General features: G+C 51.3%; 13 protein-coding genes. 8 read left to right on the plus strand and 5 right to left on the minus strand.

Features of this window, described 5'->3' with window-relative positions; genetic code table 11:
- The first annotated feature begins 346 nt into the window (after window positions 1-346).
- Window positions 347-997 carry a hypothetical protein gene (locus AC23NW_RS17685; RefSeq protein ID WP_487450959.1) on the plus strand — a complete coding sequence of 217 codons (651 nt, stop codon included), beginning with the start codon at window positions 347-349 and terminating at the stop codon, window positions 995-997.
- 102 nt (window positions 998-1,099) lie between these two features.
- Here AC23NW_RS17685 and AC23NW_RS17690 read toward each other — a convergent pair whose 3' ends face one another.
- Together AC23NW_RS17690 and AC23NW_RS17695 are read right to left on the minus strand one after the other, a co-directional pair.
- A complete protein-coding gene (locus AC23NW_RS17690) occupies window positions 1,100-1,969 on the minus strand; it encodes an aldose 1-epimerase family protein (RefSeq protein WP_487450960.1) in 870 nt (289 codons plus the stop codon).
- A gap of 84 nt (window positions 1,970-2,053) precedes the next feature.
- Window positions 2,054-2,905, minus strand: coding sequence for a hypothetical protein (locus AC23NW_RS17695; protein ID WP_487450961.1), 852 nt, complete (start codon window positions 2,903-2,905; stop codon window positions 2,054-2,056).
- Between the two features lie 79 nt (window positions 2,906-2,984).
- Between AC23NW_RS17695 and AC23NW_RS17700 the strand changes: the two genes are divergently transcribed.
- Window positions 2,985-3,977 (plus strand): NAD(P)/FAD-dependent oxidoreductase, encoded by a 993-nt coding sequence (locus AC23NW_RS17700; RefSeq protein ID WP_487450963.1) that lies wholly within the window; start codon window positions 2,985-2,987, stop codon window positions 3,975-3,977.
- Window positions 3,978-4,078: 101 nt separating this feature from the next.
- Here AC23NW_RS17700 and AC23NW_RS17705 read toward each other — a convergent pair whose 3' ends face one another.
- Window positions 4,079-5,344: an NAD(P)/FAD-dependent oxidoreductase gene (locus AC23NW_RS17705; protein WP_487450965.1), complete on the minus strand. Its 1,266-nt coding sequence runs from the start codon at window positions 5,342-5,344 to the stop codon at window positions 4,079-4,081.
- Between the two features lie 107 nt (window positions 5,345-5,451).
- On the opposite strand from AC23NW_RS17705, the gene kynU reads away from it, so the two are divergent.
- Window positions 5,452-6,717: a kynureninase gene (gene kynU, locus AC23NW_RS17710; protein WP_487450967.1), complete on the plus strand. Its 1,266-nt coding sequence runs from the start codon at window positions 5,452-5,454 to the stop codon at window positions 6,715-6,717.
- Here the strand turns inward: kynU and AC23NW_RS17715 are convergent.
- A complete protein-coding gene (locus AC23NW_RS17715) occupies window positions 6,651-7,328 on the minus strand; it encodes a TetR/AcrR family transcriptional regulator (RefSeq protein ID WP_293834091.1) in 678 nt (225 codons plus the stop codon). The two genes, kynU and AC23NW_RS17715, sit on opposite strands and share 67 nt — an antisense overlap.
- Before the next feature lie 107 nt (window positions 7,329-7,435).
- A complete protein-coding gene (queG, locus tag AC23NW_RS17720) occupies window positions 7,436-8,407 on the minus strand; it encodes a tRNA epoxyqueuosine(34) reductase QueG (protein WP_487450968.1) in 972 nt (323 codons plus the stop codon).
- A 215-nt stretch (window positions 8,408-8,622) separates the two neighbouring features.
- Between queG and AC23NW_RS17725 the strand changes: the two genes are divergently transcribed.
- The 5 genes from AC23NW_RS17725 to AC23NW_RS17745 form a co-directional block, all read left to right on the plus strand.
- Window positions 8,623-9,162: a nucleotide exchange factor GrpE gene (locus tag AC23NW_RS17725; RefSeq protein WP_293834093.1), complete on the plus strand. Its 540-nt coding sequence runs from the start codon at window positions 8,623-8,625 to the stop codon at window positions 9,160-9,162.
- Window positions 9,163-9,243: 81 nt separating this feature from the next.
- On the plus strand, window positions 9,244-10,404 hold the full coding sequence (gene dnaJ / locus AC23NW_RS17730) for a molecular chaperone DnaJ (RefSeq protein ID WP_293834094.1): 1,161 nt from the start codon (window positions 9,244-9,246) through the stop codon (window positions 10,402-10,404).
- Between the two features lie 260 nt (window positions 10,405-10,664).
- Entirely contained in the window at window positions 10,665-11,750 is a 1,086-nt protein-coding gene (locus tag AC23NW_RS17735; protein WP_487450969.1) for a type I restriction endonuclease, read from the plus strand.
- A 307-nt stretch (window positions 11,751-12,057) separates the two neighbouring features.
- Window positions 12,058-12,702, plus strand: coding sequence for a polymer-forming cytoskeletal protein (locus tag AC23NW_RS17740; RefSeq protein ID WP_487450970.1), 645 nt, complete (start codon window positions 12,058-12,060; stop codon window positions 12,700-12,702).
- Between the two features lie 466 nt (window positions 12,703-13,168).
- On the plus strand, window positions 13,169-13,402 hold a 234-nt coding region (locus tag AC23NW_RS17745), incomplete at its 3' end, for a hypothetical protein (RefSeq protein WP_487450971.1).

Below are 13,402 nucleotides of genomic sequence, written 5' to 3' on the forward strand. Positions count from 1 at the left end.
TTCCGGATCAAAATGGAAAACTTTTATAAAAGATGAAAAAATATGACCATAATTGGCTTTTTGTTAATTGAATGTATACTTATTCAGCCTTATTGTTTTGAGTTATGCGCTGAAAAATTAAATAGATGGCGTATTTTGAAAACTATACGTATCTGATTCCGTTTATAAGGTAAGTATATACCAATAAGTTAAAATTGTATTTATTAAATCATGTTAGCGCTTTACTAAAATATTATTTAGATTTTCACCCAAAAACATTTAGTGACTTCTGAGATATGTTTCGTCTAAGAATTATTGACTGAATGTTTGGTTGAGCAGCAGCTTGCTGCTTTTGATACTAGAACCTATGCGACTACAATCTCTGGCGTTTGCTATCCACTCTACTTATTCAGCGTCAAGCTATAATGAGCACCTGAAAGCCTGTTATGAATTACAGAAGCGGATCGAAAAACTTTCGGACGACGAATACAACCGGCTGTATGCCGAGGCAGAACACATCATGCCTGTTGCTGCATTTAAGGAAATAGAGTGGGCGATTGAAATACAGAATCCGTACCGGCGCGGACAGGTGGAGGAAAAAGCATGGGAAAATGCCTATGTGGCTATTGCGGGCCTGCCGGTTGATCTGTTTGACCTGCGCGCGCTGGCACTGGTGTTTAACACGACCCATTGCTTTGTATCACTGACCGAAACCCGTATACGGGACCGGTTTCAGAACGAAAAGAACCGGCTGATCAGTGAGCAGATCACACGGTTTTATTCAGGCAGTGTGCAGCTGCAGGCCGAAAATATAAAGGCCTACTTTACCGAAGTCCGCCGTAAGCTGATTTCGGTGCAGGCCGTTGAAACACTGGCTGTTGTGCCGCCGGATACTTTGCTTTCGCTCATTCAGGGCGAATGCTGTCTGCCGGAAGACTATCTGATTAAAATTATTGATGTACTGCAGATTGTCGGCTACGACCCTGACTTTGATTACGCGCTGCAAAACGCGGCCTAGTGCGTAAAACAGGCATGACACCACAGCAATAAGCGCCCAAAGGCACTTTTGTGGTGTCATGCGATTCCCTGCACAGCGTGCTGAGCGCGTAGAGCTTCACTATCAGGCGACGCCGATGGTGAAGCCTGCCTCGAATAAACCACCGGCTTCCACGTGTTGAATGCCTTCTTTTTCGTCAATGGTAACGGGCGTCCCTTCATTATCGGCACAGCCCAGCCACGGCTCTATACAGACAAAATCAGCACCGGGCTTTGCCCAGATACCCAGCATCGGGAAGGCCGTGAACGAAACGACAACTTTATGGTCGTGATGAGGGCTTTGAATGGTCACGGCCCGGCTTTCCAGACTTTTGAATACCAGCGCATCCTCATTAAAAAGTTCTTTCGTCAGCGGCAGCTCCTGACCAACCGTCAGGACCGGTTCCGTCTGTCCGGTGAAATAGCCCTTCGGTGATAAGAGATGCCGTGTCAGCGGTTCTTCTTTCTGAAAATGAAGCGTATAGTCTTCGTACTGCTCGCCCGGTAAAAACGGAACATTGAAGGCGGGATGTGCCCCGACCGAGAAATACATGGTCTGATCACCCTTGTTTTCGACGCGGTAGGTAATGCTCAGCACCGCTTCGTCGAGACTATACATAATCTGAAAAACAAACTGATAGGGATATACGGCCAGCGTCTGACTGTTGGCGCTCAGTTCGAAGGTGGCGCTGGTTGGGGTTGCATCCGTCAGCGTAAAAACGGACTGGCGCGTAAACCCGTGACGACCCATCGGAAACTGTTGATCGCCGACCCGAAGCTGGTCATCCTGCAACCCGCCGACGACCGGAAATAAATTCGGAGCGTGCCAGCCCCAGACCGCCGGATCTGCCTGCCAGAGATGTTCGATGTTGGTTTGCTTGTTAAAAACCGAGGTCAGTTCAGCACCCTGTGGCCGGATTGATACGCGGAGAACGTCGTTTTCAATGGTTGTCATGAGGGAAAAGAAAATGTATAATGGACAATGTATGATGTATAATGTTAATGATGTTGGCTGGTGTGATACTGGATCTAATAAACGTCAGGGGGCGGGTGAACTGTTTTTTGTTGACCGTGCCGGTTTCCGGTCAAGCCGGGCATATGCCGCGCCGAATGGCTCCCCGGCTTCCAGGTTCGTCATCATCCTTGTCAGTCCGTCGGGGCCTGACACCGCCAGCCAGCGGGCTACTTCGGTGGCGGAGGCTAAATAAGCCATCAGGACATGATACGGACTTCCGCTGAAAAAGTCCTGCATTGTTCCGAGCTCCTGCAAATCAACCGATTCCTGTCCGCTCTGACCACGGAACAGCCATTCGTCGTGGAGCCGGATATAGCGTTCACGGTTGTTGCGGGTAGCCGGTGAAAAGCGGTAATCGACCATCAGGGCCAGCCCTTCGTTAAACCACTGCGGTATTTCCTGCCGGACAGTCCACCAGCCCAGACGACCTAGCAGTTCGTCGTGGCAGCGTTCATGGGCAATCACATCCACATTATTACCGTCCGGTCCCAGAATCAGCCAGGATTCACCCCAGGGAGCCCCCAGACTGCATCCCGCCGAGGACTCTGCCTTCGCGCCGCAATAGCGGTTAAACGTTTCCGGATCGGTGCAGAAAATAATACCGGCTTTTCCGGCCAGTTGTTTTCCCGCAGGCACGTTCCAGAAGGTACGCAGGCGGCCGGTCGAAGCGGTAATGTGCTGAACCAGCACTTTTTTTACAGAGTCGGGGGTAGTACGCTGGACGTAAACCGGCATAGGGGTATGGGCTAACGGCATAAAGTCAGCCGAAAAGCGTACGGTCTGGCACCGGAACAGTTCCGGAAAAAGAAACAGATAACCGATTGGCAGGGCTATGAGCAAACCTGATAACCAGTTACGTAATGAAATTGCACGCATGAAAAGTCAACAAAGCAAGGGCTTTGATGGTTGTCAATAAAAGTTTAAATGTAACAACTCACCTTCACTTTACGAACGAATGCCATCAACGATTATCATTGGTGCCGGAATGGCTGGCCTGACAGCCGCGCATGAACTGCGTAAAAACAACCAGACCGTCACGGTATTAGACAAAGGCCGTGGCGTTGGCGGGCGGCTGGCCACCCGCCGGCTGGCGATGGGCCGGGCCGATCACGGGGCGCAGTTTTTTTCGGCACGTACCCCCGACTTTCAGGCACATGTGCAGCAACTGATGGAGGCCGGTGTGGTTAAGGAATGGAATCTACAGGAAGCCGAAATTGTCGATACATCGTTCCGGCACCCCCGCTATATCGGTGCGGAGGGCATGAATGCCATCGCCAAATACATGGCTAAATCAGTGCCGGTGCAGACAGGCGAGCGGGCTGTCCGGATCAATACCATTGCCGGTGGGTGTCAGGTTGTAACCGAGTCGGGTAATACCTACGAGGCCGATCAGCTGTTGATTACCATTCCGGTGCCACAGGCAGAGGCTTTGCTGAGCGACAGCGGACTTGATCCCGGATCGCTTGAAATCCGCGCTTTTTCCAACATCCGTTACCAGCCCTGCATTGCCGTCATGGCTGTGCTGAACGGAACCAGCAACATCCCGGCGCCGGGTATTCTGCAATTCGACGAAAATGCCGACACGGGTGTGGCCTGGGTGGCGGACAACCACCGGAAGGGCATTTCACCGGACCAGACCACCATTACCGTGCACGCCACACATGCTTTTAGCCAGCTGCATCTGGAAGACGATCTGAATGCGGTCGGGAAAACGCTGCTCGATCAGCTGACCGAATGGATTCCGGCGGGATCAGTAGCCAGCTATCAGGTGCATCGCTGGCGGTATAGTCTGGCCAATCAGCGGCATGACGAAGCCTTTGTCGTGGGCAAGGCACCGTTTATGCTCTTATTCGGCGGCGACGGCTTTGGCATGGGGAATGTCGAAGGTGCTTTCCAGTCCGGCCTGCAAATGGCCCGTTTCCTGTTGGGCAGGGGGTTGAGGGCATAGAGCGTAGAGCAAAGAGCGTAGGGCAAAGAGCGTAGCGGATGGGGCATAGAGCAAAGGGCCGGCAACCCTATGCTCTATGCCCCATCCGCTACGCCCTACGCTCAGGCGTATTGCTTTGCGATCTCTTCTGCCACCAACCGGCCTGTCCGGATGGCAGCATTCAGGGACGGGTATGCGGTCTGGTCGCCGCACTGATACAGGCCACGGCTGAGGCTTACCGGCGCGTTGAGCGCGTCCGGCCCGTATGCCGGTAACGCATGCGGGATGTGATAGGTCCGCAGATGCCGCCATTGTTTTACCGGCTCACCGAACCACTCCGTCAGTTCCCGCCGGATTTGCGCCGTTAAAGCGGCTTCGTCCACCCGGGTGAGGCCCTGCGTGCTGACCGAAATCAGCGCCTGACCGGCAGGAGCAGTGGCCGGATCAATGTCTGAAACAACGGCCACGTTGTGGACGGCCGATGAGCGCCGGGTGTTCAGCAACAACAGCTTTTCGTCGGGGCGGGGCGAGGCCGGAGCCGCAAAATAGGTACAGGTTGTATGCGTAAAGGCGGTTTCGGCCGGTTTTGGCGCACCCAGTAACTGAGCCGCTCCGGCGCGGTCAACGGCAAGGACAATGTGCGAAGCCGTCAGGACCTCGCCGCTTGCCAGGTACACCTGATTGCCGCGAATGGCGCTCACCGGTGTATTCAGCCGGATTTGCTCCGGTAAAAGCCGGCCGGCAATCTGTGCCGGAATCCGTTCCATACCGCCGGCCGGTACGGCTGCTTCGCCCGAATAGAACATGCTGAAGCAGAATTCAAAGAAGTTACTGGAAGTATGCAGGGCGTCTTCCAGAAAAATACCACCGAAAAACGGGCGGAAAAACCGGGTAATCATCTGGTCGGAAAACCCGAAATCAGTCAGAAAGTCATAGGTTGTGGTCGCGTCCTGCCGGAAAAAATCGTCTGACTGCATGCCCTGCACGCGGCGGGCGAGTTCCAGAATCCGGAGTTTATCACTGAACGTGCCGACCGGCGAAAACAGGGTTTGAAAAAGCGCGGCCGGTTCGCTGAGCGGGTTCAGCAGTTTAAGCCACGGATTACTGCTGCCCGGTTCGTCGCAGCGGATCAGCGCACCGGAGCGGAATGTTTTCAGGTTGAGGGCGGCATAGTCCAGCAACCGCTGCGCTTCGGGGTAGGCGGTCAGCAGAATCTGAAAGCCGCGGTCGAGGCGAAACCCGTCGACAGTATCCGTACGGATGCGGCCGCCGACCCCGTCAGCCGCGTCGAGCAGGAGGGCATTAATACCTGATTTTTTTAAGTAGGCGGCACAAGTCAGGCCAGCCATACCGGCACCAACAATGATTACGGAGGCTTGGGATGTCATTCGCTGGGTAGTTTGGTACAAAAAGATAGTGATGTAAAAATAAAATTGATCTTTGTGGTTAATAAGCAATAATTCCCGCAGCGACCATATTGTTTCAACGTTCGTTCATGAAGTACGAAAATAGCCTGGATTTTGCCCTGAAACAGGATCAGGAAGATCCGTTACACACGTACCGGAAACGGTTTCATATTCCCGTCCATACCGGTAAATCTATCATTTATTTCTGCGGTAATTCGCTGGGTCTGCAACCGCAGGCAGCCAAAGCCGTGCTGGAACATGACCTTGCCGTCTGGCGGCAGAACGGCGTGGAAGGATGGTTTGACGTCAACCCGCTGTATGATGAATCCTGGATCGGATACCACCGGGCGTGCAAAGAGCCGCTGGCACAGGTGGTCGGGGCCATGCCCGAAGAAGTCTGCCCGATGAACTCGCTGACGGTGAACCTGCACCTGCTGCTCTCGACATTTTACCGGCCGACGGCTGACAGACCTAAAATCCTGACCATCGCCGGTGATTTTCCATCGGACCAGTATGCGCTGGAAACCCACATTAAGTCCCGCGGATTTGATCCGGACGAGGTGCTTGTTGAAATAAAGCCGGAAGCAGACGGCCTGATCCGGCTGGAAGCGATTCAGGCCGGTATTGCCGCCCATGCGGGTGAACTGGCCCTGGTACTGATGAGTGGCCTGAACTACTACACCGGACAGGTTTACGATATGAAAGCCATCGCGCAAACCGCCCGTGAACACGGGATTACGGTAGGCTTTGACCTTGCGCATGCGATCGGAAACGTACCGGTTTACCTGCACGACTGGGGTGTTGATTTTGCCACCTGGTGTTCGTACAAATACCTCAATTCGGGGCCGGGGGGGATTTCGGGTATTTTTGTGCACGAAAAGCACCACGCGGCCGGGCTGCCGAGGCTGGCGGGCTGGTGGGGGTATGACGAACCGCGCCGGTTTGAGATGACGAAAGGGTTTGTACCGATGCAGGGGGCCGATGGCTGGCAGATCAGTACGCCGAATATCCTGGCCATGTCGCTCCACAAAACGGCGCTGGATATTACGGCCGAGGCGGGCATGGAAAACCTGCGCCGCAAAAGCGAACAGCTGACCGGCTACCTCTACTACCTGCTGCAGGAGGCCGGTGTTCATATCCTGACACCCGAAAATCCGGCACAGCGCGGCGCCCAGCTCTCGCTGCTGGTGCCCGGCGTGGGCAAGGCACTGTTTAACCGGTTGACAGAAGCCGGCATCATTGGTGACTGGCGCGAGCCGGACTGCATACGCCTGGCACCAACCCCGCTCTACAATACTTTTGAGGAGGTCTGGCGGGTGGCCGATGTGATCAGCAAATCAGGATTTTTGGCGTAAGATTCGTTGGCTGCCAGCGCCAGTCCGTGGAAAATCCGGCGAACGGCTTGCTCAATCTGAGCCCAGCCTTCGTCGGTACCCAGGTCAATGCCCATCAGGGTACGCTTGTCCTGGCTCATGAACGCCAGCAAACGCAGGGCCGAAATCATGACGGCCGACACCGACCGCCCGTATTCGCTGCTGACCATACCCGACATGCTTTCGACAATCGCATGGGTTTCCTGCTCGATCTGATCAGCCAGCGGATTGGAATGTTTTTCTGAATGGGCCAGCAAATCAGACCGCAGGTATTCCAGTGACTGGACGTTCTGGCGCAACAGCCTGAAATCCATAAGCATATACTCACAGGACGCCTGCATGATCTCATCAATACTGGCACCTTTAAATTGGTCAGGATTCAGTCGGGGGAGTTGAACTACCGGGGGATTCTGCTTGTAATGAGCATCCAGCAAACCCTCAAGTCCGCCAAAATACCGGTAGATTAAAATTTTATTGATGCCTGCTTTCGCCGCTATCCGGTTGATTCCCAGTTGTTCGAAACCCTCTTCCGCGATGATTTGTCCAACAGCATCAATGAGCCGTTGTTCAGTATGTTCTCTTCCCCTTGGCATGTTAATTAGTAAATTGTTGTCAATCTAAATCGAAGTATGTACGATTCTCCCTTAAACTAAACGTATAGTTTTATGGTTTGCAACTTTGTTCATTTAATTATGACAATTTAATCTAAATTAAGATTGTCAGACTGACTGGCTTGCTGAACAAAGGCTATATTCCGGCGCAGGCCTTCGAGTTTGGTACGCTTCACGGCCGACCGCCGGAACACTTCGCGGAACACGTCTTCGGTGATATCCTGCCAGTCGGTATTGGTCAGCTGGCGCAGGCCCGGGTGCGGATCGAAGGCGGGTGTCCGGTGCGGTTTGGCAAACCGGTTCCAGGGGCAGACATCCTGACAAATATCACAGCCGAAAACCCAGTTGTCGAATTGTCCGCTGACTTCGGCCGGAATTGCTCCTTTAAGCTCGATGGTAAAATAGGAGATGCAGCGGCTCCCGTCTACGACATAGGGCTCAATGATGGCACCGGTCGGGCAGGCGTCGAGGCAGCGGGTGCAGGTGCCGCAGTAGTCGCCGATGGGGCCGTCGGGCGTTAGGGCAAGGTCGAGGATCAGTTCACCGATAAAGAAAAAGCTGCCCATTTTCCGGTTCAGTATATTCGAGTGTTTGCCCATCCAGCCGGCCCCGCTCCGTTTGGCCCATGCCTTGTCCATCACCGGGGCCGAATCAACAAATGCGCGGCCGACCACCTCACCGATCTGTTCCTGAATAAACGACAGCAGTGACTTCAGCTTGTCTTTCAGCACAAAATGATAATCTTCGCCGTAGGCATATTTGGAGATTTTCAGGTCGCCGGGTCCTTCGGGGAGCGGTTCTTCGGGAAAGTAATTGAGCAGTACTGTAATAACGGATTTCGCCCCGTCGACCAGCAGGCGCGGATCAAGGCGCTTGTCGAAATGGTTGGCCATGTAGCCCATCTGCCCGTGCCGTTCCTGTTTCAGCCAGTTTTCCAGACGCGGGGCTTCCTCGTCCAGAAAACCGGCCGCCGAAATACCGCAGAAATCAAAGCCCAGGGCAAGTGCCTGTTGTTTGATCAGGGTTGTATGGTGCGCTGTTGCGTCAAGGTGTTGTTGCATAATCCGATGCTAAGGAAACAGCATAAGCGGCTGAAATAATTCAGATTTCCGGTAAATGTATGGCCGGTCATCAATCTTTCCGGTTGTTTTTGTGTTAAGCGGTATAATCGCCGGACCAGACGAGCCGATGTGTCAAGTTGTCAGATTAAATGGATTTGGCCTTGTTATTGTGCATATTTGTAGAAAGAAAACAGGTAGAGAAAGCGATAGTAAGCATGGAAAATAAAGACATTATTGACGAAGAAGCGCCATCTGTGAACGAAAATACTGACAATCAGTCTGCCGAAGCGGCAGAGCAACCGGCTGCCGAAACGTCATCGGCATCGCAGGAAGTTGCCGAACTGAAAGATAAATACCTCCGGTTATACGCCGATTTTGAAAATTTCCGCCGCCGTACGGCCAAGGAAAAGCTAGACCTGATCAGCACTGCCAACGAAGGCCTGCTGGTATCGCTGCTGCCGGTCGTTGATGACTTTGAGCGGGCGATGCAATCCATCGAAAATGCTAACGACATTGCGGCTCTGAAAGAAGGCGTGTCGCTGATTTATCATAAATTATTCCGGACCCTGGAAGCCAAGGGCGTCAAGCCGATGACATCGAAAGGGGAGGTATTTAATGCCGATATCCACGAATCAGTTACCCAGTTCCCTGCCCCGAGCGACGACCTGAAAGGTAAGGTCATCGACGAAGTAGAAAAAGGGTATTTCCTGAACGACAAAGTAATCCGGTTTGCAAAGGTTATTGTAGGAAGCTAATTTATTGAGTGAATGAGTGATTGAGTGAATTAGCGGGACTAGTCACTCAATCACTCATTCACCCACTCACTCATTGATTTCATGGCAACGAAGCGAGATTATTACGAGGTACTGGGTATCGACAAGAATGCCTCGGCGGACGATATTAAGAAAGCCTACCGGAAGATGGCGATCAAATATCACCCGGATAAAAATCCGGATGATCCGTCGGCGGAAGACAAGTTTAAGGAGGCGGCTGAAGCCTACGATGTGCTGAGCGACGCGCAGAAAAAAGCGCGCTATGACCAGTTTGGTCATCAGGGACTTGGCGGCAACGGTGGGTTCGGCGGCTATGGCGGCGGCCCGTCGATGGAAGATATTTTCAGCCAGTTCGGCGATATCTTCGGCGACGAATCGCCGTTCGGCAGTTTCTTTGGCCGGAGCACGGGCGGTCAGCGGCAGCGCGTACGCCGTGGTTCTGACCTGCGGATCAAGCTGAAGCTGAACCTGCAGGAGGTGGCCAACGGGGTCGAGAAAAAAATCAAGGTAAAACGCCACGTCACCTGTACGACCTGCGGCGGCAACGGATCGAAAAACGGTACGGCCGTTACGACCTGCCAGAGCTGTAACGGGACCGGTCAGGTGCGCAAGGTGGTGAATACGATGCTGGGGCAGATGGTGTCGACCAACACTTGTCCGACCTGTAACGGCGAGGGCAAGCAGGTGACCGATCGCTGCGATACCTGCTTTGGCGAAGGCCGTTTGTTGCAGGAAGACGTGATTCCGATCAAGATTCCGGCGGGTGTAGCCGAGGGCGTGCAGCTGTCGGTCTCGGGCAAAGGCAACGTGCCGCCGCGCGGTGGTGTGGCCGGCGACCTGTTGATCCTGATCGAAGAGGAGGAAGACGAAGAACTGAAACGCGACGGAACCAACATCGTATTCGACCTGTACGTTAACTTCGCCGACGCAGCCTTAGGGACAAGCGTGGAAGTGCCGACCATCGATGGCCGGGCACGGATTACGCTGGAGCCGGGCACGCAGAGCGGCAAAATCCTGCGCCTGAAAGGCAAAGGCATCAAAGAACTGAACGGCTACGGTCGCGGCGATCAGCTGGTACACGTAAACGTCTGGACACCGCGTACGCTCTCGTCCGACGAACGCGCTCTGCTGGAGCGGTTACGCAGCGCCCCGAACTTCCAGCCAAAACCGAATAAAAACGAAAAGGGCTTCTTCGAAAAGATGAAGGACTTTTTTCACGGCTGAGCCGGCCTGATACGATACGACCAAAGCCCCGTTCGAGAGAGCGGGGCTTTTTTTGTGGCTAGTGAAGTGATTGAGCTACAACAAATTATGACAGTAGTGACATTTATATGAAAATTTGTTTATTATGAGCAATAATCATAAAATTGCTGTCAATCGCCTTAACGTTTCATTCTGTACAGTAATTATTACATATACAGTTGACTGCAAAGAAGAACTAAACCAGACCCTTATTGAATCAATAACCTTTACCTGACACCTTTATGGACTTCAAAGACCACCTCAAACAACTTGTTGACAGGGTTGCCCGCCTTAAAGATTCTATCCATACTGAGGAAGCGACAAAGACGGCTTTTATCCTTCCGTTCCTGCAATGCCTTGGCTACGATGTATTTAATCCCCTTGAGGTGGTGCCTGAATTTATCAGCGATATTGGTACGAAAAAGGGCGAAAAGGTTGATTACGCCATCATGCGGGATAGCGGAGAGCCCTGTATGCTGATTGAATGCAAGCATTGGGCGCAAAGCCTGACCTTGCACGATAACCAGCTATTGCGCTACTTTCATGTTACAAAGGCCCGCTTTGGGGTTTTGACCAATGGTATCATCTACCGGTTTTATACTGACCTTGAGGAGCCGAATAAGATGGACCAAAAGCCGTTCCTTGAAATCAACATGCTTGATTTGAGAGACAATCAGGTAGAGGAGCTAAAGAAGTTTCACAAATCCTATTTCGATGTAAACGCTATCATCACCTCAGCCAGTGAACTGAAATATACCGGTGAGCTGAAATTGCTGATACAGCAGGAGATGAATAGTCCAAGTGACCCGTTGGTCAGGCATTTGGCAAAACAGGTTTATCCCGGTCAGTTAAACGCCAAAATGATGGATTACTTTACCGGACTGGTCAAGAAATCCTTCCAGCATAGCTTTTCAGACCAGATTACGGACAGACTGAAAACGGCGTTGGTTCAGGAAGAAAAGACCATTGTGGTAACGGAACCCGTAGCAGCGCCAGCGGCTGAAGAAAAGGAAAAGCCAACGATAATCACAACACAGGAGGAGTTAGAAGCCTTCTACATTGTGCGTTCCATCCTTCGCGGAACGGTTGAGCTAAAACGAATTGCTTATCGTGATGCCCAAACGTATTTTGCTATTCTATTGGATGACAATAACCGGAAGACAATTTGCCGCCTGTATTTCAATGGCTCTAAAAAATATTTAGCGTTGCTTGATGAGGCCAAGAAGGAGACTAAGTATGAGGTTGCGGGAATAGATGATTTATACGACTATTCGCAACAGCTTGTAGAGGTAGGGGAGCGATTGATTAGTAATAAAGTATCTAGCTGAATTAATTACATTGTGCTGAATATCAGTATGATGTAGTTTAGTGAGTTTTCGTACAATGGTATGTTGGGTGTTCGCACATCAAATGCTTGTTTGTCAGTGTCTTAGCGACAGGGAGCGGGCCGTATAGGTTAGGTTTTACTTCCACGTCCAGCGTTCTGGCGACATATTGTAATCCCCACAGGTTAGGCTTTTCGTTAGTTCAGGAGGTTATGATCGACAAACCAACGCTCTGGCAAAGCAGGCTCAGGTTTGTACGGGGACTTTTAATCTGTAAAATTCACATTTAATTAATCAGTTTTAAGGAGCAATGTCACCACGTATCGTAGCTTACCCCGAAGCCAAGCAACTCTCTCAGTTTGAATTTAATAATCTTAGAGCGTTTGACTCTTACTGGGAAAAAGACAACCAACACTATAATTTCTGGGTGTATGACAATGACGTTGAGTGCGACGATTTGAATTTGGAAACAGAGGAATATCCTGATGACATACTTGGTATCATTGTTAAGGGCAACTTGACCGTTGGTAACATTTTCAATTTTGAAACTGACTACGGTATGCACCTAGTCGTTTTAGGCAATTTATCTGCCAATAATATCGCTGTTGGCGGTCAAGATATTCATGTAACAGGCAACTTGACTGTAAAAGAGGTGTTTATGGGCTCCTACAATCACGGAACCATCGTTGTTAATGGAAACGTGAAATGCCCCATAATCATCATTGATGATTATGGTTTCTGTACGATGGGCCAAGTTGTAGGGGAAGTTTATGGGAGTGAAGCCGTTTATGAAGTAAACGGCTCTGAGCGAACCATAATTCATCATGGTGACGAGGAAGCATTGAAAGAAATTTTTGAAGATTCAGTATTTGGAGAATATGGAATTGATTTTGGTATTGTGTCAAAAAAAGTAGCTGACCATCAGAGTTTTTTACGTTCGCGTATCGCTCTCTAACTTCGCTCTGCTTGGGCGCGTCTCTGGCGACAGGTAGCACGTCCCGAAGGCAGGGCTGACAGCCCAACTAAACGGGTGTGTAAAGGCCGGAGGTACGTGTGTTCTGTAGAGTTATTCACTCGCCATCAAACCCCGTTGGAGTTGGGTGGCCCGTCCAGGTCGGTGGGTATTTCAAGTATCGGGCGACAGGTAGCAGGTCTCAGAGGTCAGATATTTTGCTTGTCAGGCGGGTCGCGGTTGACAAATTGCACTCGTGCGTTATAGAGCTTTGGCGCTTCCATTTCCACGTCCCTTGTGACAAAGGGTATGTCCTCGGACGGACAGTTTGGGTTTGCGGGCCGAGTTTTGGCTGACTACTCCAATGTCCTCGAAGGCAAGTCATTAATAGCGGGTTTCGGGCCTTATGGTCTTTGTGCTCGCAGTATAAAAAAAGAATTTGAATCGAATGAGACTTTACTATTTTCCTATGCCCAATTCTTTCGGTAAAGAGTATGCGGGCAAGTTAGCAGGCCCCTATGAGATAAGTGAACTTATCAAAGCAGTGTCTCATTATGATTACTACTTAGAAAACTTGACCTTCATATCAATCCCTCTAAGATTTGAAGGGCGTGATTATGAAGATGCAGGGCTTTCTCATAAAAAAAGGCAAGAACCAGTATGTCCTATTTTTGTGGTGACGAAACTACAAAACGATGACGAC

Source organism: Arsenicibacter sp. R0_47, assembly GCF_057652235.1.